Here is a 22,044-nt window from a genome sequence, read left to right as displayed (position 1 = left end):
GGGGCTATCCAGCTAGAAAGTAGTCGATGTGGTCGATTTGCTCGGCATTGCGCAGCATGGGCGCATGTCCCACATTGGGAATAGTCACCAGTTGCGAATTAGGATTGCGTTGCAACATTTCCTGGGCCGCTTCTGGCTTCAAGAGATCGGACTCTTGGCCGCGCACGATCAGCACCTTATCCGGCAAACCCTCATAGGCGCCCCACAACAAGGCCTGTGCCGCTTGCAAGTCCACATCCGCTTGCTGAGCAAAGGCTTGCGACAAGCGCAAATCGTAATGGCGACGCCATTTGCCTTCATGTTCCACAAAGACGTGGCGGGACATATCGGCCCACTCTTCAGCGGAATGCTCCCCGAAGGAAGCCGAGACGGAACGTACATACTCCACCGCCTGTTCGAAGGTATCAAACAGCACGGACTGCCCAACGTACTCACTGATGCGTTGCAGCCCTGTCATATCCAGCGCCGGGCCTACATCGTTCAGAACGACTCGACCCAAAGGCAGTTGCAAGGGCTCGACACCCAGACCTGGTCCGGGGCGAGCCGGACGCAGCAAGGCTGACATGGCTTGCGCGCCTTGCAAACCCAAGGCAATCAAACCGCCCATGGACGTGCCCACCCAATCCAGCCGTGCCGGCTGCAATCGGGCAATCAACACCAACATGTCGGCAACGTATTGAGGAATAGCGTAAGCGGCAGGATCAATCAGCCAATCAGAGCGGCCACGTCCCACAACATCGGGGGCTACCACACGGTAACGTTTGGACAGGCGCTGAGCCAGTTGATCAAAATCCCGGCCAGTACGCGTCAAACCATGCACGCACATCAAGACCTGATCGTTACCGGGATCGCCCCACTCCCAGTACGCCATGCGGTGCGTACCGGAGGCACTGGCACACATAACCCAATTAAGGCGCGGCTCCTGAAGATCAGTTGTCATGAACGCTCAGACCAGAATTTGACAGATAAAGGACTATTGTAGCCCAGCCCGAGGGCTTTACTATGCCGTTTCTGTCCTGCCGTCAGGGCGGTGCTGGGGACTGCCAGTAGCGGGCGTGACGATCACGCTCGCCAAAGTAATACAGGGCCGAAGGACGCGACTCCACAGTCAAAGCGCCCCAATGATCGGTACGCAGGAATAAAGCGCCGGAGCGTTCCCAACGCGTTTGCACCTGCGCATGTGGATGCCCAAAGCGATTCCACCATCCTAGTTGAGCAATCGCCAACCCCGCTTGCATGTGTTTCACAAAATGCGCCCCCGAGGAGGTCCGGGAACCGTGATGCCCGACTACAACGACATCAACAGGCCCCAAACCCGCCGCCATAATGGCTTGCTCCTGCGCCACACCGGCATCGCCCAAAAGCAAGGCGCTGTGTCGGGCACCTCGAATTTCCAGCACACAGCTGATGGCATTCTTATCTTCCTCGCTACCATAGGCGGCCTTGAATCTGGCTTCATCCGCAGGGGGCCACCAGAACCGGAAACGTACGCCGTCTATCTCCCAGTGCACATCCTGCTCACAGCGCAGGGCCTGCTCCGGGCGAACAGTGGAGCCAGCAGGCACAGCCAGCAAACGCTCCTCCCGATTCAGATGCGCGTCCAGATCAAAGCTGCTATAGGAGCGGCTAACCGGTACCGCCTGCAATACGCTGCGCGTCCCGCCCACATGGTCCATATCGGCATGAGACAACACCAAGGTATCGATCCGCCCTATTCCCTTGGCTTTCAACCAGGGGGCAATGCTGCGTTTGCCTTCATCGGAATCAGGGCCGTAGCGGTTTCCCACGTCAAACAGCAACACCTGACTGCGTGTACGCAGCACCACCGCACTACCCTGGCCTATATCCAGGGCAAACAAGTCCCAGTCCCCTTCCTGCAATAAAGAAGGTCGCAAAGCCAAGGCGGGCACCAACAGAGACAGGCCGCTCAAGCGGGACACAAAGCCTTTGGGCAAAAGTAATAGCAGTACCCCCAGCAAAGCCAGAACTGTCCAAGCCCAGTGCTGGGCAGGCACTGGCACACTGGCAAGGCTACGCTCCGCCAGCCAGATCGTAGGCTGCATGGTGAAATCCAATACAGCATGAGCAAGATTGGCGACAGACTCGCACCAGCTTGGCGGAGCCTGTAGCGCCGCCAAAATCAACAAGAGCAGCACCAGCGGCGTCACAACTGAGCCGATCAAGGTGATGGCATACGCATTCGCGGGCAAGGAGGCCAAGGATATTTCATGGAACAAGGGGGCCAGTGCGGGCAACAAGGCCAAGGTAATCAGCACCTGCAACTGAGTCGCAAACCAGATCCGCCGCCCCCAGCGCTGCCACCGGGTGCCTGGCTGCGGCACCTGCCCCATCAAAGCGCCAAACGCGAACAAGACCGAAACAGCGGCGAAAGACAGATAAAAGCCGGTGGTCAGCCCCGCCCATGGATCATGCAAAACCACAAACAGAGCTGCAATCATCAAAGTCCGGCTGGCTCCCAGGTGCAAGCCCCAAAGACGGCAGACACCCAGCACCAGCAACATCAAAAAAGTACGCTGGGCAGGAACACCCCAGCCTGCGATGACGCAGTAAGTACCCGCCCCGGCAATACCTACCCAGGTCGCAGCAACCTGAGCAGGAACTTGTTCGGCCAATACCCAGCGCCCCCAACGAACACGTCGCCAACACCAGGACACTAAGGCAGCCAACAACACGGCCAGGAACGTAACGTGCGTGCCGCTTATCGACACCAAGTGCGTCAGGCCACTGCGGTTAAAGATCAGCCAATCCGGTGCCGCGATACTGGCCTGATCTCCCAAAGACAAAGCCAGCATCACCCCGCCCCAGCGTTGTTCTTGTACGTAGGGCATCAGGACGTTGCGCAAATGTTGGCGTAGACGCTCCGTCCATGTGAACCAGGACTGCGCCGGATCAAAGTCCAATCGTTGTGGCTGACCCCGCACACTGCCCACAGCCCGCCAGCCTTGAGTCATGGCATGACGTTCTGCGTCAAAGCCATGAGGGTTACGGGCTCCTTGAGGTGGACGCATCAATAAAGACATGCGCCAGCGCTGACCGGGCATCAGCTCGGGGAAGCTTTGTACAGACGGCTCACGGTACAAGGAGCGATGGCCTTGAGCCGCATTCCAGCGAACCAGAATCTGCTCGGGCAAACCGGGCGGCTGGGAGTTCAGGACGCGTGCCTGAAACTGTCTGTAATTCGGCCCGGCCTGTATCAAGGACTGGATTCCCAGCTCTACCCGACTGACTTTATTGATGTCAGTGACCGGGACGGATTGAGCCAGCCGGCCCTGTATATGCCAAATGCTGTAGCTGGCTCCCAAGCAGGCAAAGACCAGAACATAAGCAAAAGAAAAACGCTGCGCCAGCAAGATGCTCACAACCACAGCACCCAGCCACGGCCAAACAGGCAAGGCCAGATACGAAGGCTTCAGGAAATGGGTGAATGTGGCTGCGGCCACAAAAGCGGCTAAACACGCACGCCCTGTCATGGGCTCTGCCCTGCCATAGCGACCTCCACGCAAATCTATAGCGTAGAGTTCAGGTGTGCCTCAAAGGGTCGAAACAAGGACACTTTGCTCATATCGGCTTGTACCGATAGGCAAAACGCGCCTCTTATCTGATGGATAAACCAGGAGTGAAAGCCCAGGGGAAAAGCAGTTCTGGCAACATCAAAAAGCCTGTCCCCAGCCTAATACCCCTGGGTAGACAAAAATGCATCCAGCCTTGGCAAGACTCGTCGTGCCGTGGCCCCGGTCTGGCGAATGACATCAGCCACGCCCGTCCCCCGCAGCTCTGCAAGACTCTCCGCGACTCCTTTCACCTCAGCCGGCTCATTGCGAACCGATGCCAAGGGAGTCCCCGGCTCCACCAGCCAGGACGGCGCCAAATCCGGCGCATCGGTCTCCAGCACAATATCATCAAGACTCATATCCTGCGCCAGACGGCGAATCTGCTTGGCTCGGCCAAAGGTCATGGCCCCACCAAAACCCAGCGCACAGCCTTGGCGTACGAACATCTGCGCCTGCTGCTCACTACCGTTAAAAGCATGGGCGATTCCGCCTACTCCCGAAAACTGCCGCAGATATTTCAGTACCCGGTCTTGAGAGCGACGCACATGCAGGAGTACAGGCAAGCCATAGCGTTGCGCCATGGCCAATTGAGCTTCATACAGCCATTCCTGATGACGACTAGCCTCTTCGGTTTTCAGCTCTGGCACAAAGTAATCCAGACCGATTTCACCCAAGGCGACAAAACGCGGGTCGTCCAGACGCAGCTGGATTTCCTGCTCCAGGGCTTCCAGATCTGCTGCCCCCGCTTCAGGAGTAAACAGGGGGTGAATCCCCAGCGCATACACGCCCCCGGGTGCTGCCATCGCGGTCTCACGGGCAGCTTGAAAGTCAAATACACCTACGGACGGCACCACAATCGAACGTACACCCGCCACGCGAGCACGCTCAATCACCTGCTCTCGGTCTTGAGCAAATTCGGGAGCATCCAGATGACAATGCGTATCGATAAGCATAACGAGACTCCCCACAAACCTCAGCCCCTCAAAGGGAAGGACGCGGTATGACAGCCCCACGCCCCTGCCAGGTATTAGACCCGGCGCTCGGACCTGATTTCCTGGGTCAGATAGCCCTTGTCCATGACCAGCTGACGATGGGCCAGGGAGGCCAGGGCCTGGTCATGGGTCACGATGACAAAAGCCGTGCCGAACTCTTCATTGACCCGGCTTAACAGTTCAAACATGCCTTCAGCGGTGTAGCGGTCCAGATTACCGGTCGGCTCGTCCGCCAGCACGCAGGCAGGTCGTGTGACCAAAGCACGCGCCAAGGCCACTCGCTGACGCTCGCCCCCGGACAACTGACCCGGATAGTGATGCACGCGCTGGGACAAACCCACTTGTTCCAGAACCTGCTGAGCCTGCTCGCGCGCCTCTGGACGCTTCATGCGACGCACGATCAAGGGCATGGCCACATTGTCCAGCGCATCAAACTCAGGCAGCAAATGGTGGAACTGGTACACAAAGCCCAGCACCTTGTTGCGCAGCTGACTGCGTTCGCTTTCATTCAGACTCTCTGTCTGGGTGCCGTTAACCTCGATGCTGCCTGTATCAGGCTTATCCAGCAGGCCCAAAGCGTGCAGCAAGGTACTTTTACCCGAGCCGGAAGCGCCGATAATAGCCACCATCTCGCCACGACACACTTCCAGATTCACCCCGGAAAGCACTTGAATGCTGTTGCCACCTTCCTCGTAGTGGACGCTGACATCGCGCGCGCGCAGCACGGTTGGAGCGATAAGATCAGTCATGACGCAGCACCTGTGCAGGTTGAAGCTTGGAAGCACGCCAGCTTGGGTACAGCGTGGCCAGGAAGGACAAAACCAGCGAGACGATAGCAATCAGCACAATGTCATAGACCTGCGGATTGGACGGCAATTCGCTGATGAAATAAATCTGCTGAGGCAGGAATTTACGGCCCATCAGGTTTTCAATAAAGGGCACGATCACGTCGATATTGTAGGCAATCAAGGTGCCCAAACCGACACCCAACAACGTGCCCACCACGCCGATCAAGGCGCCCTGCACCAGGAAAATACGGGCAATCTCGCTGGGGGTGGCGCCAATCGTACGCAAGATCGCAATGTCAGACTGCTTGTCTTTCACGGCCATCACCAAGGAGGACAGCAGGTTGAAAGCCGCCACGGCCACAATCAAGGCCAGAATCAGGAACATCATGCGTTTTTCAGTTTGCACAGCGGCAAACCAGGTACGGTTATTGGCCGTCCAGTCCGACACCAGCACGTTGCGCGGCATTTTGCTGGCCAACTCCTGAGCCACCATGGGGGCCTGCTGCATATCTTTAATACGCAGACGCACACCACTATTGCCACTGTCGCGGAAAATCTTGGAAGCATCATCCACGTTCACAAAAGCCAGGCTGGCATCGTATTCGTAATAGCCGGAGGAAAACACGCCGGTTACCGTGAACTGGCGCATGCGTGGCGAAAAGCCGGCTGGCGAGATCGAGCCTTGCGGGGCCATCAGCATGATCGTATCGCCCGTACTGACACGTAACTGATTGGCCAACTGCTCGCCCAGCACAATCCCGAAAGTGCCTGGCTGCAGATTTTCCAGTCGGCCCATGACCATTTGCTGGGCCAGCTCGGACACCTTGCTTTCCTGATCAGGCTCAATGCCACGTACCTGCACGCCCATCAATTGATTACTGCGCACCAGCATGCCCTGCCCGGCCACATAGGGGGCCGAGCCCACCACCGCCGGATTGGTCTGGGCTTTTTGGGCCAGCGACTTCCATTCATTCAGGACTTGCTGATGATCGGCATTGCGCACAATCAACTCAATATGCGGCAAGACCGACAGCATGCGATCACGCACCTGGGTCTGAAAACCGTTCATGACAGACAGCACGACAATCAGCGCGGCTACCCCCAGGGCAATCCCCGCCATCGAGCTGCCCGCAATAAAGGAGACAAAACGGTCTTTTCGTCCCCCACGCCGTTTGCGGCCCTTGGCCAGGCCGGCATACCGCGCTCCAATCCAAAATTCGTATCCCATGCGAGCTGCTATCGCCTCAAAGAAAACACTACAATCGCTGTCATGCAGATCGTAATCAACGGTGCGCTGCCGGAACCGGCCATCGCGCGCGAACTCATCAAACACTTGCCCCAGACGGCCCCTTCACTGGTTCAGTTACTGACTCAGGGCAAAGGCACGCTGTCGGTACGCGACCCGTCCGAGGACCTGTGCACGCCAGCACAAGCCTGGCTTTTGCACGCCCACGGCTTTACGGCGCACCAAGCCCAGCATCTTAGCGCAGGTCTGGCCCCTTTGCGGCTACGCCAGTTGAAACAAATCCACTCGGTGACACCTGAAGAAGCTGTCTGGCTGGCAGAGCTGGTGCACATTGCCCCCTCTCGCGAGGGCGCCATGCTGATACCCAGCGAGCAACTGGCCTTGACTGAGTCCTATAGCCGCGCCTTGCTGGAGGCCATTCGCCCTTATCTGGACGACACCGGCTTTCAATTCGAGTACATCAGCCCGGCCTTGTGGCGTGTCACTCCACCGGCTGATTTTACGGTGCAAGCGGCCTCCACAGAACTGGTCAGCCAAAGCAATTTGAATAATTGGTGGACACAGGATGTGCAAACCCGCCCCTGGCGTCGTCTTATCAATGAATTTCAAATGCTGGCCTTTTCCCTGCCGGACAATCAGGAGCGCGAACAGGCGGGTCTGCCCAATGTGAACAGCTTGTGGCTGTTTGGCGGAGCGTCCTGTCAGCAATTAGGCCCCGAGCCCGCCGAACTGCGCATTATTGATGACTTGCAAGACAGCCTGATACGTCAAGACTGGGGGCTTTGGCTGCAACAACTGGCCGAGCTGGATCGTACCGTGCTCGCCCCCCTGGCCGCAGGGCCCATGCCAGAACTGGTGCTGACCGGACTGGACCGCTATGCTCACGTCGGTCCCGCCTCGCGCCGCATCTGGCCCCTGTCCCTGTTCAAACAAACCTCTAACTGGAGTCAGTGGTGGTCACCCCTATCCTGAAAAACCGTCCCGCTCAAGAAGCCGCCAGCCACGCCCTGAAACAGGCCGGGATTCACGATTTAATGGCCCGTCTGCTGGCCTCCCGGGGTGTAACCGATGCCGCCCAGATCGATCCGGCCTGGCGCAACATGATTCCGCCCAATATGCTGACCCAGGCTCGTGAAGCCGCCGTCTTGCTGGCCGATGCCATTGCCCGCCGGGACCGCATGCTGATCATTGCCGACTACGACTGTGACGGCGCTACCGCCTGTGCAGTCGGCCTGCGCGCGCTGCGCAGCATGGGCGCAGTCGTGGACTTTCTGGTTCCAAACCGTTTTGAAACCGGCTATGGCCTGTCACCCGCCGTGGTCGAACTGGCTGAGCAACATCCCTCGGGCAAACCGGATCTGCTGATTACCGTGGATAACGGCATTGCCAGTATTGATGGTGTGGAAGCCGCTCATATGGCGGGCATGAAAGTTCTGGTCACAGACCACCACCTGCCCGGCGATGAGTTGCCCAATGCCCTGGCGATTGTGAACCCCAATCAGCCCGGCTGTGAGTTCCCCTCCAAGAACCTGGCCGGTGTGGGCGTTATTTTTTACCTGATGCTGGCTTTGCGTGCCGAGCTGCGTCAGCGCGGGGTATATGAGGCCAATGCAGGCCCACGCCTGAACGAACTGGCCGATCTGGTCGCCCTGGGGACCGTGGCCGACGTAGTCAGCCTGGATGCCAATAACCGCCTGATCGTCACCCAAGGGCTGGAGCGCATGCGCAAGGGCCAGATGCAGGCTGGGCTGCGCGCCCTGTTCCAGGTTGCTGGCCGTGACCCGCGGCAGGCCAGCGCCTTTGATCTGGGTTTTGCCCTGGGGCCACGCATCAACGCCGCCGGTCGACTGGCCGATATGGCCTTGGGCATACGCTGCCTGATCACGGATGACGAAGACGAGGCCGCTAATTTGGCTCGCGAACTGGAGGACATGAACCAGGATCGCCGCTCGATTGAGCAATCCATGCGCGAAGAGGCCCTGCGCGCAGCCGAACTGGCCGAACCGGACACCAGCGCCACTGTGTGCGTGTTCCACCCCGAATGGCACCAGGGCGTGGTTGGCCTGGTCGCCTCGCGTTTGAAAGAAAAGTACTGGCGTCCTACCCTGGCGTTTGCACAAGGTGACGAAGGCGAGATCAAAGGTTCGGGCCGCTCCATCCCCGACGTCCACCTGCGCGATGCGCTGGATCTGGTCTCCAAACGCTACCCCGGCCTGATTCTGAAGTTTGGTGGCCACGCCATGGCAGCTGGCCTGACAATCGAAGAAGATAATTACGATGTGTTTGTGCAGGCCTTTGAAGAAGCCGTACAGGAACTGACCGGCCGCTATCAGTTTGATCCCGTCATCGAAACCGACGGTTCGCTGGAGCCCGAGCACATCAATATTACGGTGGCCGGCATGCTACAAAAACAAGTCTGGGGCGCAGGTTTTCCAGCACCAGTATTCCATGACCGATTCTTTGTGCGCCAGCAGCGCTTACTGAAAAACAAGCATCTGAAATTGAGTCTGGAGCGTAACGGCGAATACTTCGATGCCATTTGGTTCAATCGCGATACCTTGCTGTCCGAGCATATCGAAGCCGCTTATCGCTTGGACCAGAACGAATGGAATGGAAACGTCAGCGTGCAATTCATTATTGAATTTGCCCAGGACTGCCCCAACGATCCATCCCGCTGACCGAACCCAAGCACTGCCCTTCCCAATAACATATCCGTGACCGCTATCCCTCGCTCATCACACACAAACAGGGGTAGCGCACTCACGATGGGAGAATACGAGGCAAACCTACGCAGAATCAGCACTGCCCTCAACAATGATGCGCCCCATTCGGATAAAACCCTTAGCCTGCCAGGGTGCCTGGGGCATATCTCGTTTGAGCTGAACCAATAAAGAGCGCTCGAAAAGGGCTGCTGTTCTGGTCCGCCTATGCACTGCCCAGCGTCAGAACCCACCTTTTGGACGGCTTAGCTCAAATGCTCACGGAAGAACTCGCGAATGCGTTTATAGGCCGCTTCGCGGGCAGCGGGATTGGCTCCCACATGCACTCCTGCCTGACCATTAACACCGTTAGGTACATTCTTACGGACGTAGACTTCATTTTCGCTGTCAAAGGCATGATAGGCGCCTTCATACACAATCAGTTCAACAGGCTCGTTGCGCTGCTGGCTACGAGTCGTCAAATCTCTGCACGGCGCTACCGGCGTCCAGTCGTCTTTCTCGCCAGCCAAAATCAACAAAGGGCCATACGCAGAAAACTCGGGGCGCTTGCGCGACTGCCAGCCGCAGCCTGGGTATAGGGCCACCGCCGCTGCAAATTGCTGTCCCGAGCGCTTATACGCTTCGCTTGTCGCGTCCATTGCCGACAACGCACCGCTACCCCCGTGCGAAAACCCGATGGCACCGATCTTGTCAGTCACAATGTCAGGGCGCGAATTTAAGTACTGCAAGGCCCCATAGGCATCCCTGATCCGGTGTCTGTTCTTAATATCCCGGTCCGCAAGAGGTGTCGTGCATATTTGTGACACGCCACGTGGATTAAAGCTGTCCACAATCAACACCGCATAGCCCATCTCGTTGAGCAAGTGCGCCATATTGGTAAATCGCGAGGTAATGCGCCCAGTCTTGACGGATAATGCACCGGCGCAGCCATGAAACATGACAACAGCAGGGAAAGGCGCAGCGCCTGCGGGCTTGAACAGGTATCCGTCCAGCGTTAAAGCCTGATCGCCCTTCCACTTATCCAGACTAGGAAAACGAAGCTGCTCAGGCTGTACCGGTTCCCCCTGCGCTACTCCCAGCATGGCCCCGCCCAACACAAGAGCCAAAGCCGCTGAGACCAGGTTCCTGATCCGCGAACCAGACCTAAAGCTGAAGTCTCTTACTATATATCCCGCACCAATCCGATTATTTACCAGGTTCTGCCTACTCTTCTTCATCGCCACCACTACCAGAAAATCTCGTTCAAAACACAAGGCCAAGCGCTGCCGCCAGACAGTACGACAACAATGCGGCTCCAAGCCTAGTGCAACATAATTGGAACTGCGATTCAACCGAGGTTAACAACCCCTTAAGCCTATTGGCGCTCTCAGAACATGGCGCACGGTACTGCCTCGAACAGGCACAATCCATACCTTAGGTAACGAAATACCTAGCGCTAATCCTTGAATTTTGTGTCCAGACAAGCCCCGGCACTCACCTGATCAAACTGAGCCGTTCAACTTTGGGCTTACCCTCTCTTGCCTTTTGGCTTAGTTAAGGCGTCCAAGAAATAAGCTCAACACACCCACAGGCTAGATCACCTATTTATTCAGGCTCCGTTACTTTTCCGGGACCTTATCTTTCCGGTACGAATTTGGGGCCTGCTTAGGCAAGGCCCATATGGCCATTAACAATGAGGTGCCGCCTCCCAGTAACGCACTCGCCCAATCCTTCAGGCCTGGAAATACAAACATGTTCCACAGTAAGGCGGTCAATGCTCCTAGAAGCGCAATTAATAAAACGTTAAGCCATGTTCTGGTAGGTTTCACCACGCTATAGATCAAGGCCAGTAACAGCGCTGGGGCGCCATAAAAAGCAAGTGCATTAAGAGCGGCCAACAAACCACCTGCCATACTGCCTACCAGCACCACCCAAGCCTGATCCCCGGACTGGGCCCCCGAGAGCGCCAGCCACACCCCAATAAACAGACCCGCCAGCATGGGACACAACAAGAAACCCAAAAATACCCGCAAGCGTGGGTACGGACTCATGCTTCGCCCCCCTGATTGGCTATACATCAAAAACTTATACGCAAAACGAACCTAAGCCCTTCTTCCAAGATGAATCAACTTATTCGCCTCTAGGGTACTTAGGCAAGACCCATAAGCCATCAAGGGCTGTCATGGCGCTATTGATTACCATGATTGCTCGCACCGTTATGCTCTTCGCTCACCCGCTCCAAGTGGACAGGGTGTTAAGAAAATGATCGATCTATCGTCTTAATATTTAATAAAACCCATTTACGTTGGCTTTCACCAATTCATGACCGGGTTAATTTCAACTATTTCACTGTTTTCTGTCGCTTACTTCAGACCGTTTAGGCAAAACCCAAAACGCCATCACCAATGACGAAATCGCGCCAAGTACAAATGCACTGGCAAACGGCGTGGTTAACCAATTTTCAGAAATTGCCTCCCAATAACCAAGCCCATCATTAGCAGGAGATATATACTGACCCCAGAAAAAAGCCAGAAACCCACCAAAAATAGAAATAAACAACAAACTCATCAACGATCGAAAAGGACGAAAAAACAACAAAACCATAGATATAATAAAATCCGGTGGAATATTAATAACGATAGTAAAAAAAACTATTACCGGCAAAGAACCAGAAAAAAAAAAACCCAAAACCCCAAGCCAACTTATTTTCGGATCTATTATTTGATAATAGGTTCCCACTAAAGTTGCAATAACACCCGCAATTCCAGGGCACAAAATAAACCCCAGACCAACTTTCCAGTATGGATAGCCCTTCATGGTGTGCAACCTTGCTGTTCAGAATAACCTAGAAGCCTACATCCGTATCTAACACGAGACTGATAATCCAAGACATCAATCCCACCAGGCTGCCCCTGCTTATCAGAAGTAACAAAATTATTTCCAGCACCTAATATAGAGTTTGTATTAGTCTGCCATTCGGACATCAACCCAAATAAAAATCTATCCTTAAGATAACCTTCATGGATAGGCCGCAAAGTTTGCTGCTCACTTATTAACTGATTAATATCCCACCGCACCGGGTCGCCTCCGTGGTTATCCAGGGCTTTGAAGTTGCTAAAGCCCGCATTCATCAAGGCGCTACCCGCTTCTGCCCGCCAATCATAAATAGTATCTGCGTTTATTCCAGCTAAAGCAGACCCGAACAGAAAAGTCTAAAAACAACCATCAACTTTCATCCAATTCTGTTCAATTTCATTCCGTATCTTTTATAGTCGGACCACATAATCATCTCAGCACGTTAATCAAGCATGAACACAAAAACTCAGTGCTTATCACCTATTGCAAATTGCCACTGATGCTCAAGCCCTTTTCCTTGCCGTGAAACTTGCAAAGAAAAATCCTCTGAGTAGAAACGCGTAGGTGGAGGCTATATGTACTAGCCTCCACCTTAGTTGAAGAGTTCATAACACAAGCTCAGCATGCCTAGGTTATGTCACTTACGTCCCCAGGCTGTGCTACGTGTCCGACATCGTGCCTTTCAGGTGCGAATTTGGGGACTGCTTAGGTAAGGCCCATAGGGCCATGAATAGTGACGTGCCCCCCCCCAACAACGCGCTCGCCCAATCCTTAAGACCGGGAAACACAAACATATTCCAAAACAACGCAGTCAGCGCCCCCAGAATGGTAATCAATAAGACACTAAGCCCTGTTTTTGTAGGTTTCACTACGCTATAGAGCAAGGCTAATAGCAGCGCTGGAACACCATAGAAAACAAGCGCATTGAGTGCGGCCAGCAAAGCACCTGCCATACTGCCTACCAGTACCACCCATGCCTCATCCCCGGGCTGTGACCCCGACAAGGCCAGCCACACCCCAATAAATGGGCCGGCCAGCACGGGACAAAGCAAGAAACTCAAAAATACACGCCAGCGTGGGTATGGACTCATGGTTTGCACCCCTGTTCCTGGCTATAACCTAGCAGCTTACATCCGTAATTTATCCGCGAGTTATAGTCCAGAATATCGATCCCGCCGGGTGCGGTTTGTCTATCTGGCAGTATTGCGCCCAGACCATCACTATTGGTCATCGTTTTAGATACCCATGTAAACACTACGCGGTCCTTCAAGTATTTTTGATGGATAGGCTGCAAGGTTTGTTGTTCACTTCGTAGTTGATTGATATCCCACTGCACTGGGTCAAGATCTTGGTTATACAAGTCCTTGAAATTTGAGAACCCGGCGCTCATTAGCGAATTACCAGCTTCTTGCCTCCAATCATAAATTGTGTCTGCATTTACCCCCGCGAGAAGCGAACCGAACAGGAATGAATATCCTGAACCCTTTCCGTCCGCACCCAGGCCTGTTAAGGCTGCACGCGATACATCTTCCGCACCCCCATACCACTTCGCCCCCGAACCGACATGTTGCTCATAGCGGTCCGATGCACCAAAGAAGTCCGCCCGGTTATCAATGGTGTTGTAGTACAGCGCAAAGCGTGATTCGGCCCCGAGGCTGTTGTAGACATAATCAAAGGTGTTTTTGGACGAACGGGTCACGTCTCCATTCAATAAGGCCCAGGCATCTTGCATGGCTATGTACTGCGTAGCCGTATTGACCGCAGTACGACATGCATCCCCCACCGGATTGGCCGCGCACAGCGCATTCATTTCTCGATCAAGCAACTGACTGAGACGTTCAGCCTCTTCCTTACTGACCCTCTTTTGCTCCTCGGACGAGCAGGTCTTGCCGCTCAGGCAGGCTTTCACTTTATCGACAGCCGATTGCGTCAGATAGTTGTTATCAAGGGCAGCAATAGCGCTGTTGGTGGCGGTAGCCGCCTCCAGGCCACCGGTCGCACTGATGCCGGCCACCAGCGTTGCAATCAGATTGCGCTTCGCTTCTTTTGCCTGCGCCGTCTCTCCCGGTTGATCCAAAAACAAATTGGTCAACAAGCTACTGCTTGCAGCGCCTAACGCACCGTCGGCACAACCTTGATTACTGGCCGCCGCTCCCGCACACGCCAGCACACCGTGCAAGGCGGCATGCAAGGCACTGCCTTCGGTCAGTGTGCCGTCTTTAACTAAGCCGCCGATATACCCTGCCCCTTGCTGTTGCAGGTAATTGACCACCAGATTCTGGGCAAACTGGGATGAAGCACCAGTCACGTTGCCGCCCGCAGCTGCCGCCAAGGCCGTTAACACCTGACGACCCGTACCACCCGGGGCCCAGATTGCCGTGGCTTTTAGCTGTTGCTCAAGCGCTGCCAAACGTGCAGGATCACGCTCACCTTCCGGTTTGCTTCGTTCACGATCCAATGCCTTCTCAGCGGCAGTGGCTTCGTTGGCCCGATTATTCAGGAATACGCCGGTCTCGCGTTGCAACGCTCCGACAATCTCAAAGCCCGCCTGGATTTCTCGCTCGTTGAAAATCGGCTTGAGGGCATTGCTGCCGTCCTGGCCCGTCAATACGTCACGGTTCAAACTGGCCAGACGCTCATCCAGTGTTTCCCCGGTGAGAAGCTGTTGTTTAGCTTGATCCGTAATCGTGATTTGGGCGCCACTAATGCCGCTATACGTGGTGCTGCTGCTCTTGCCGCTGGCCGCCATGACCATTGGCGGGCTGGCGCTAAAGCCGCCCGTGTTGGGCAAGGTGGTGCCAGGCACCTGCTCGCCCGTGGCAGCTTGGCCTTGCTGGTCCGTACCTACACCCGATGAGGTATCACTGCCGCCTGAACTATACCCAACCCCCAGACTCATACTGCTGGCTTTGTAATGGGCGTAATTGTCTATATCGCTTGCGGTCAGCGTACCCGTCGTCAAGGTGTTAAGCCCGTCCTTGACGGCTTGCTCTGAAGCGGTGATGACGGCCCCTTTCAGGTCCGTATTCCCTTTGACCGTGATTTGGAAGCCCGCATCCCCAGCCTCAATACGAGACTGCTCGTGAACGCTGGCGTAATCACTATTGATCTTCTGCTTGCCAACGTTGGCACTGGCCGAAAAACCGACTCCTACCATCACGCTGCCACCAACATTACTGTCCTTGCTGGTAAAGCGGCTCGTATCTTGCAGGCTCTCTATATTGAGATCGCCCCCCACATCCGCCACCACTTGCTGACCACGGGCTACCGCGCCGCGCAGATTCGTATCACCGCCGGACTCCAGCACCAGACGGTCTCCCGCGGTGACATAGCTATGACTCCAGGTCAGGTCTTTACCCTCGCCTTTGCCCTTGCCACGACTGGCGTTAGCCGTCACACCAAAGCCAATCCCATTGGACCCCAAGGAAACGGCCACCCCCACGCCAGCACTGGAACTACTGCTGCTGCGGTCAGTCTGGACCGTGTTTTCTGCCGCCAGCAAGTTGATGTCGCCATCAGCCTTCAGATGAACATCGCCCCCTGCGCTGACCGTACTGCCACGCGCCGTCAGGTCGGAATCCTGGCCCGCACCCGTCGCACTAATACGGACATTTCCACCTGCTGCCACCGTAGAGTCGGCGGCTGTGTCGTAGGAGGTCTTGGACTTACTGTCGCTTTTACTGGAACCGACCGTAATCGAGAGGTTGATCCCCCCGGCCGTTGTAGGGTCAGCGCTGACCGCATCGTAGGCATTGACGGCCGCCAGCCCCGTCGTGGCGGCCGCTAAGGCTTTCATTCGGGTATCAGAGGTATCGCTGGAGGCCCGCTTCATCTGCTGACCTGTCTGAATAGCGGAAATGACCGGCGAGGTCAAAGCCACTGTCAGGCCCGACTGGCGAAACTTACTTTCCTGAATGTTTATGCCGGTTTCACGAGCCTCAAGAATATCCACCCGCTTAGCATGAATGTCGATATCGCCTTTGGGTGCCAGAACATGGCTACCTGTCTGCTGATAGCGATTACCCGCTGCCAACATGACATCCCCATCCGTCGAGCCGATTGTCGAGGCCGCTGCCCGTGTGCTGGCATCCTGTTGGTCAGCACTTTGCATCTGCTTGCCAATCGTGAAACTCAAACCGCCGCCAGTCATGAAACCGGATTTGTCGACCCGCTTGAAATGGCTTTCCTGCTTGGTATCTGTTGCGGCCTGAATGGTCAGATCATTGCGGGCCGCAATAACGGTACCCGCATCAGACACCAGATTGCTGCCAGTGACCGTGACATTTTCCCCTTGCACAGCCACGGTCTTACCACTGAAGGTACTGGATACGGCCGTTGTTTCCTCCAGACTGTCGCGGGTGGTCATTTTCTTGGAACTGAGCAGACCACGACTTTTGATTTGCCGGCCTTCACTCCAGTTACGACTATCTTGTCCGGCCAAAATCTGGGCCTCGCCTTGCGCAACAGCGACCACAGCGCCTTGCTCACTGGTCACGGTCGCGGCAAGCGCTGTCAAGTCTCGACCTGCTTGTACCCGTACGTCCCCCGCGGTCGTGATACTGGTGCCTACCTCCCGCTCATAACCTTGCTTCAGGTAGTTGTTGGCATCAAGAACATTATTCTCTTGTTCTGCAATGGCGACGGTCCCCAGACTGACATCACGACCGGCCACCAGCGCAGTCTGGCCGTCCTTGCCGCTATTGATCACTTGTGCTGCATTCAGTGTGAGGTCACGACCGGCTGCCGCCAACAGAATGCCATCAGAATTGGTCACGTAAAGGCTCGCCACCCGGTCTAGGTTGGTCCGGCTAAAGTCACTTTTCCCTGCCTGCTTGACATCACTGTGGGTCGTGCTGACCACGTTAAGGTCGCGTCCGGCATCAAGCAGCAAGGCGCTCTTGGCCTGGATCGTGCCACCCACATTGTCAATATCCTCACGGGCACTAAGGACCACTGCGTCACTGGCAATACGCCCTCCCAGATTACGCAGGTTCTGTCCCGTGATCCGGACGGCTGTACGCCCGGCAATCATTCCGGAATTAAGCACATCATCCTTGATAGCAAGATCGATCGCGTTGGCCGCCACTAAGGTGCCGCTCCCATCAAGATCATCCGGTCTGACGCGAACATAGACTTGCGGCACTAAAGCACGGGCCTTGCTGCCATCCGGTAAGGTGACATCACGCTCGACCAGCCAAACCATATCGCTGGTCAGTTGAGCCATTTGCTCTGTACTGAGCGCGACTCCAGGGCGCAAATTCCATTTCTTGGCATAGGAGCTGCCCGCCTCCAGCAAAGCACGATACTGCTCCTCATCATTGACGTAGCCTTCCAAAAAACGGCGTCCCGTTAATTGATTGATCTGGTCACGAACCAGCTTTTGCTCATAAAACCCATCGCCCAGACGCTTGAGCATCGTGACAGGATCATAGCCAAGCCGGGTCAACATATAATCCGAGCTGAGCCATTGGCGATAGTCGGTAAATCGCGGGTCGGCCTCAACCAGATAAGTACCAGCATCGGGGCTGGTGCGGAACAAGCTGTTAGTGGGGATCTCGGTATCGACCTGAACCATCCGGATGTGCTCGAGCGTATCACCATTGAAGCCAGGGGCCTGAGCCTGAACTTCACTTATTGGCTTGCGCTCCACGGCGCCATTGCGCTCCAGTTGCCCCCCCACCTGAGCCGTCTGTCGATCATCAATGGCAAAGCCACTGCCTTGTCCCGCCGCATTCTCGATAAGCTTAGATACATCCAGGCTGAATGTAGTGACGCTATCAGCCGGGTTATAGGCAATTTTCGAATGCCATTTGCGCTGGTGATAACGCTTGAAACCACCCCGCCACCGGCTGTAGGTGTATTGGCTGGTTCCAGCCTGGCGAATGACATGCTGCCCAAAGACCGCTTCATTCTTTAGCTTATCCAAATCACCCTGAAGAACGCCACCAGCAATGATCTGACTCTTGTCGTTCAGCAGCTCATTGCCATGTAAAGTGAGATTACCACCGGCGCGAATCAGGGATGGAGCACTTTCGGTCACCTGGGTTTCATATTCGCTGCGGGTAATCTCATACTGAGTCCAGTTGCGCACCTCGGCACCCGTTTCCCGGTGACGATAGCGTCCAGCGCGGCTCCAGCCTTCCCACCGATACTCACTGATATCATGCTTGTTCGGATCCCCCGAGGGCTGAATATAAGTATGCTGTGTCGGTTCGCCTACCCGGACCAATTCGGTATTGAAATGCAGATTGCGATTGAGCAAACGGTTGGCATCGATGCTTATGCCACCCAAAGATTCAATGACGGCGCTGTCATTCAGAACCAGGACCGCGCGACCGGTCGCCTGCCCCTGCCCATCCAGTGCACCACCGACATTAAGAGCATCAGCACCTGGGCCAGCACTGAATATCAGCGCTTGCTCCCGATTATTAATAAGCTTGGCACCGATGTCCAAGCGCTCTCGTGCGGCGATGACAGCAGCACGATCACCCTCTTCCCGGTTATTAACAGTATCGGCCTGAATGCTTAGATGATCCCCATATAGGCGACCCGTACCCGCATTATCCAGCGTGCCCACATCAATATGAGTTCGAGCGCCATCGATAAGGCCACGATTACTTAACGTTCCCTTGGCAACAACGGTGGTGCGCCCCCCGCTGATCTCCCCCGTAACCGTGTTATTGACGTGTTCGCCACGCAGTTCAAGCGTACCCGCCTGAATCACGCCCTGATTGTTCAACTGTGCAGCCGAGTGAATCACTGCTTGGCCGTTAGCCCGAATATCATTCAGGTTAGTGAAATTCTGCTGAACAGACAGGCTCAGATCGCCTTTTGAATGCAGGCTGCCATCACCTCCTACCGTGTCTGCGGCAAGCGCTAAGGATTGGCCGGCAAGCATCGTACCTGACTGGTTAAGCACCCGATGGGCAGCCAGTTCAATACGGCCATCCGAATACAACTGGCCTGCCGTGTTATCCACCACACTGGCCGTACCGCTTCCACGAATCACCAGGGAGTCATCCGCAGCCAACGCACCCTTGGTGTTATCAACATGACCCGCCGTCAGCGTGACCTGTTTGCCTTGTATGCCCCGAGAGGGGCTGGCATCTGTGCCTTGAGTATGCTGATTAAGAATCTGCTCCGCTTGAAGGTGTAGCGCCTTACCTGCCGCTATCAGCCCAGCCCTATTGTTCGCCACGCCCGACAGCTCCAGATTGGCATCACCTTGGCTGTAGATCACCCCTTCACGGTTATCCACATTCGCACTGGTCAGCGTCAGGGCCTGGCCGCTCACGATCCCGCCCGCACTGCCCGAGCCTGTGTTGATCAGTTCCTGCCCATGGGTATCCAGACGCAACGCTTTGTTCGATTGCAGCAAGCCGCCGGCATTATTCAATGCTCCACTGTCCAGATTCAACGTGCCATCCGTGCTAGCAATGGTGCCGCCGGCATTGTCCAGCGAGGCCCCTTGGGTATGAACATCAACACGAGAGCCCAGCACGATGCCCCCCGCATTGCCCAACCCAGCATTCATCAGGCGGGTAGCCGCAGCACCTTGTACTATGCCGTTGGCGTTCTCGGTACGGCCCTGTGTCCGTACCTCCATGCCACCGTCCGTGGACACAAGCAGACCGCCTTCACGGTTATCGACGGTTCCGGCGTCAATAAACACATCGGCCACACCCAATACCTTGCCACCTTGATTATTGAGCGACTCTTGAACATCCATGCTCAATGTCTGTGCGGACGATACCGTACCGCCCTGGTTGTGAAGCGCGCCCGCTTGCACTTGCACGTGACCATTGCCGATGATCATTCCGTCACGGTTATCGATTGAGTCCTGCGCCTTCAGTACCAGGGCATCCCCGCCCGTGGCCAGCAAAGTGCCTCTGGCGGTATTGAGCGTGCCAGTCTCAACGCTGATTGTCTGTGCCTGCGTCGTGGCCTGTTGCAAGTCTGTCGTTGTACCGCGAAGATTCAAGGTGCCATTACTGGCAATATGGCCTTGCTGCCCCTGCAAGTTGGCGGCATACAGGTCAAGGTGCCCACTGCCTGCGTGCAAAACCTCACCTTCCTTGTTTTCCAAGACACCGGCTCGAATGTTCAGATCAGCATTACTGGCCAGTTTTCCCCCGTCACGGTTATCAAGTGTGCCCACCACCTGCACACGAGTCGATTGATCGCCTGTAGCGACAAGCTGGCCGCCACGATTGGACAGTTCCTGTGCGCTCAGATCAAGCGAACCGGCCGATTGCAACAGGCCCTTGTCATTACGGAACTGCCCGACGGCAATTTGGGCCTGATCGGCAAGCTTGATTTCCCCCTGACGGTTACTCAAGTCGCCGCCGCTAACCTCAAGCCGCCCTAGGCCCAGGTGTCCCCCATCATTATTCAGCCCCGCTTTGGCAAGCATATTGATATTGCCACCAGCCACAATACGGCCACCCGTATTGTCCAAGCTAGTCGCAATATCAAGCTGTCCCGGCTCCAGCGGCGCAACGCTACCAACGCCCGTGCCTTCCTGGCCAGTGCCCGGCGCCGGATTAGCGCCCGTACCGCCCGTTTCCCCATCCACACCGGTCCCCGAAGGAGGGGGCTCTCCTGACGATGAGTCCTGAGCAATCAAACCAATACGACCGCCCTCCCGGTTGCTGATTTGAGCGGCTGACAATGACAAACTCTGGGTTCCAGCCTGCTCAATGGTGCCTGCCTGATTATCCAAAGACTGGGCTTTAATCGCCACCCGCCGCGCGTTCAGCGTCCCCTGGCGGTTATCAATATCCTTGACACTGTCTATGGACAGTTCACGGCCCGCACTAATGACGCCGGTGTTTGCCAGGCCATCATTTGCCTGTATCTGCGTATCTGCCTTGGCCTGTATCGTGCCACTATTTTCCAAACGACCATCGGCAGTCACCACCACCTGCCCCACATGAGCACCAATCGCACCAGCGTTACGCACCCCGACCCCACGCTCGGTCCCCACGAGAACAATTTTCTGGCTGTACATGCCCCCCAAGGCGCCGACATCCAAGGCAAATGCAGGCGCCCCGCTATCGGTATCGACGGCTTGCACCTTGCTGTGGTCGGCACTGACTTCATTGGCACCCGTAGTGACCTGTAATTGCTGTGCCCAGATGCCTGCATTGACTTGCACCGAGCGGGCGATTAAATCCGTATAGTCAGCGGCACTGGCATCCAAACCTTGACCCAAAACCGAAATGCTGCCGCCTTGCACACGGTAGCCCTCCAGCGCCCCACCATTGATAATCGGTTTGCCGGTGGTCAGCGTGCTACGGTCAGCATTGATAAAACCACAACCATCACACGAGATACCCGCAGGGTTGGCAATGATCAGTTGCGCACGATCACCCGCCACTTCCACATAGCCCCGCAACAGGCTGGGATCGTTGGAGTTGACCTCATTTAAGATAACGCGCGCCGTCCCTTGCGCCAGCCAGGGGTTGCCTTGCACCCAGCCTCCCAATTGGGACTGCACACTTGTACGGGAATTGTTAAGAATCGCACCTTGCGTATCGACATCAAACTGCTGATAAGTATTGCGCGAGACACCCGCAGCGCTAGGCGTTTGGATGTTAACCAACGGCACCCCATTGGCTGCTTCCAGCACCGTTGGCTGCTGATTGCCCGGAGCATTCGGATCGGCTACAAGCTGAGCATGGGCTACCGGCACCATAAAAACCTGACCAAGTGCCATCGCCAAGGCAAAGTAGACAGGATTGACAACGGCCAGGAAGCGACTATGCGCGGTGGTGCTCGTACCAGCACGCCCACCGGGTCCATTGCGGCGCACAATTTCCGCTACAACCTGGAATAAGCCCAACGTACGGTTAAAAACAATACGATATAAATTCTTGTTCATATCATCAC

At 55.8% G+C, this 22,044-nt stretch carries 12 protein-coding genes; 2 read left to right on the top strand and 10 right to left on the bottom strand.

Annotated features, from left to right (window positions below; genetic code table 11):
* Positions 1–4: 4 nt before the first annotated feature.
* The 5 genes from D0C27_RS10295 to D0C27_RS10275 all read right to left on the bottom strand — a co-directional run bounded on the left by D0C27_RS10295 (position 5) and on the right by D0C27_RS10275 (position 6,580).
* Positions 5–901: an alpha/beta fold hydrolase gene (locus D0C27_RS10295; RefSeq protein WP_137431589.1), complete on the bottom strand. Its 897-nt coding sequence runs from the start codon at positions 899–901 to the stop codon at positions 5–7.
* Positions 902–1,022: 121 nt separating this feature from the next.
* Complete coding sequence (locus D0C27_RS10290) at positions 1,023–3,491, bottom strand: DNA internalization-related competence protein ComEC/Rec2 (protein WP_137430914.1); 2,469 nt, start codon at positions 3,489–3,491, stop codon at positions 1,023–1,025.
* Between the two features lie 200 nt (positions 3,492–3,691).
* Complete coding sequence (locus D0C27_RS10285) at positions 3,692–4,525, bottom strand: TatD family hydrolase (RefSeq protein WP_137430913.1); 834 nt, start codon at positions 4,523–4,525, stop codon at positions 3,692–3,694.
* Between the two features lie 74 nt (positions 4,526–4,599).
* The gene (locus D0C27_RS10280) at positions 4,600–5,313 is read right to left on the bottom strand and encodes an ABC transporter ATP-binding protein (RefSeq protein ID WP_009457989.1); all 714 of its coding nucleotides are present in this window, start codon (positions 5,311–5,313) and stop codon (positions 4,600–4,602) included.
* Positions 5,306–6,580 (bottom strand): lipoprotein-releasing ABC transporter permease subunit, encoded by a 1,275-nt coding sequence (locus D0C27_RS10275; RefSeq protein ID WP_009457991.1) that lies wholly within the window; start codon positions 6,578–6,580, stop codon positions 5,306–5,308. The genes D0C27_RS10280 and D0C27_RS10275 overlap by 8 nt, the downstream gene beginning before the upstream one ends.
* Positions 6,581–6,622: 42 nt before the next feature.
* Between D0C27_RS10275 and D0C27_RS10270 the strand changes: the two genes are divergently transcribed.
* Positions 6,623–7,570 (top strand): hypothetical protein, encoded by a 948-nt coding sequence (locus D0C27_RS10270; protein ID WP_137430912.1) that lies wholly within the window; start codon positions 6,623–6,625, stop codon positions 7,568–7,570.
* A complete protein-coding gene (gene recJ / locus D0C27_RS10265) occupies positions 7,552–9,276 on the top strand; it encodes a single-stranded-DNA-specific exonuclease RecJ (protein WP_137430911.1) in 1,725 nt (574 codons plus the stop codon). Before D0C27_RS10270 ends, recJ begins: the two co-directional genes overlap by 19 nt.
* Positions 9,277–9,563: 287 nt before the next feature.
* Here recJ and D0C27_RS10260 read toward each other — a convergent pair whose 3' ends face one another.
* The 5 genes from D0C27_RS10260 to D0C27_RS10240 form a co-directional block, all read right to left on the bottom strand.
* Positions 9,564–10,400: a dienelactone hydrolase family protein gene (locus D0C27_RS10260; protein WP_226349696.1), complete on the bottom strand. Its 837-nt coding sequence runs from the start codon at positions 10,398–10,400 to the stop codon at positions 9,564–9,566.
* 516 nt (positions 10,401–10,916) lie between these two features.
* Positions 10,917–11,348: a hypothetical protein gene (locus tag D0C27_RS10255; protein ID WP_060185968.1), complete on the bottom strand. Its 432-nt coding sequence runs from the start codon at positions 11,346–11,348 to the stop codon at positions 10,917–10,919.
* A gap of 295 nt (positions 11,349–11,643) precedes the next feature.
* Positions 11,644–12,114 carry a hypothetical protein gene (locus tag D0C27_RS10250; protein WP_137430910.1) on the bottom strand — a complete coding sequence of 157 codons (471 nt, stop codon included), beginning with the start codon at positions 12,112–12,114 and terminating at the stop codon, positions 11,644–11,646.
* Positions 12,115–12,812: 698 nt separating this feature from the next.
* On the bottom strand, positions 12,813–13,244 hold the full coding sequence (locus D0C27_RS10245) for a hypothetical protein (RefSeq protein WP_060185969.1): 432 nt from the start codon (positions 13,242–13,244) through the stop codon (positions 12,813–12,815).
* The gene (locus D0C27_RS10240; RefSeq protein WP_137430909.1) at positions 13,241–22,036 is read right to left on the bottom strand and encodes a hemagglutinin repeat-containing protein; all 8,796 of its coding nucleotides are present in this window, start codon (positions 22,034–22,036) and stop codon (positions 13,241–13,243) included. Before D0C27_RS10240 ends, D0C27_RS10245 begins: the two co-directional genes overlap by 4 nt.
* Positions 22,037–22,044: the final 8 nt, after the last annotated feature.

Source organism: Alcaligenes faecalis (assembly GCF_005311025.1).
Classification (GTDB): Bacteria; Pseudomonadota; Gammaproteobacteria; order Burkholderiales; family Burkholderiaceae_B; genus Alcaligenes; species Alcaligenes phenolicus.
Note: the sequence above shows the minus strand (reverse complement) of the source record. Positions and strands in the feature narration are given on the sequence as shown.

What these genes read in the sequence shown, in the direction of transcription:
- D0C27_RS10295 (WP_137431589.1), bottom strand. Translation starts at nt 901, where the DNA reads ATGTGTGCCAGTGCCTCCGGTACGCACCGCATGGCGTACTGGGAGTGG.
- D0C27_RS10290 (WP_137430914.1), bottom strand. Translation starts at nt 3,491, where the DNA reads ATGACAGGGCGTGCGTGTTTAGCCGCTTTTGTGGCCGCAGCCACATTC.
- D0C27_RS10285 (WP_137430913.1), bottom strand. Translation starts at nt 4,525, where the DNA reads ATGCTTATCGATACGCATTGTCATCTGGATGCTCCCGAATTTGCTCAA.
- D0C27_RS10280 (WP_009457989.1), bottom strand. Translation starts at nt 5,313, where the DNA reads ATGACTGATCTTATCGCTCCAACCGTGCTGCGCGCGCGCGATGTCAGC.
- D0C27_RS10275 (WP_009457991.1), bottom strand. Translation starts at nt 6,580, where the DNA reads ATGGGATACGAATTTTGGATTGGAGCGCGGTATGCCGGCCTGGCCAAG.
- D0C27_RS10270 (WP_137430912.1), top strand. Translation starts at nt 6,623, where the DNA reads ATGCAGATCGTAATCAACGGTGCGCTGCCGGAACCGGCCATCGCGCGC.
- D0C27_RS10260 (WP_226349696.1), bottom strand. Translation starts at nt 10,400, where the DNA reads ATGCTGGGAGTAGCGCAGGGGGAACCGGTACAGCCTGAGCAGCTTCGT.
- D0C27_RS10255 (WP_060185968.1), bottom strand. Translation starts at nt 11,348, where the DNA reads ATGAGTCCGTACCCACGCTTGCGGGTATTTTTGGGTTTCTTGTTGTGT.
- D0C27_RS10250 (WP_137430910.1), bottom strand. Translation starts at nt 12,114, where the DNA reads ATGAAGGGCTATCCATACTGGAAAGTTGGTCTGGGGTTTATTTTGTGC.
- D0C27_RS10245 (WP_060185969.1), bottom strand. Translation starts at nt 13,244, where the DNA reads ATGAGTCCATACCCACGCTGGCGTGTATTTTTGAGTTTCTTGCTTTGT.
- D0C27_RS10240 (WP_137430909.1), bottom strand. Translation starts at nt 22,036, where the DNA reads ATGAACAAGAATTTATATCGTATTGTTTTTAACCGTACGTTGGGCTTA.